The following is a 595-nucleotide window of genomic DNA, read 5'->3' as shown; positions in this document are numbered from 1 at the left end:
GGTCAGGGTGATGGTGTAGGTGATTACCCCGCCTTCGCTCACGGACTCAGTGGCCGTCAGGGTCGCCACCACTTCGTCGATGGTGTCGGTGACTTCAACGGTCGCCGCGCCGCCGTACTGCAGGTTTTCGAAGCCGGCACCGGTCGCGTCAACCGCTTCCTTGATGCCCAGGCTGATTTCGCCCTTGTCGAGGTAGACGTCGTCGCCCTGCTCAGCGTGGGTGTACGGTTCGCTGCTGAGCTGACCGGCCTTGATGGTCACCACCGCATCGTTGCTCAGGGTCACGAGCAGGTCGTGATCCAGCACGGTGTTGATGTGCACGGTGAAGGTCGGTTTGACGTTTTCCGCCACTGTATCCTGGTTGGCGGTGATCGTGACCAGCACCACGTCGCCCTGGTTCTCGTGGCCTGGGGTGCTCGGGGTACCCGAGCCTGGCTCGTCGGTGACGGTAGTGCTGACCGGCGTCTTGTTCAGGGTCAGTTGTTCGAACTTGCCGACATCAGCGCCGGTAACGGTACCGATCGACTGCACCACAGGCGTATTGCTGCCGGTGTAGACGTTGTCCGGAGCCGTGACGTTGATCGAGCCGGTAGCG

At 62.4% G+C, this 595-nt stretch carries 1 protein-coding gene; it reads right to left on the bottom strand.

Going from position 1 to position 595, the window contains the following annotated elements:
- Positions 1–595: immunoglobulin-like domain-containing protein (locus ABE456_RS28475; RefSeq protein ID WP_346646907.1), on the bottom strand; the 595-nt coding region annotated here is incomplete at both ends.

Origin of the sequence: Pseudomonas sp. TWI929 (assembly GCF_039673335.1) — a bacterium.
Lineage (GTDB): Bacteria > Pseudomonadota > Gammaproteobacteria > Pseudomonadales > Pseudomonadaceae > Aquipseudomonas.
The sequence above is the reverse complement of the archived record's forward strand: the minus strand, read 5'-3'. Positions and strand labels throughout refer to the sequence as shown.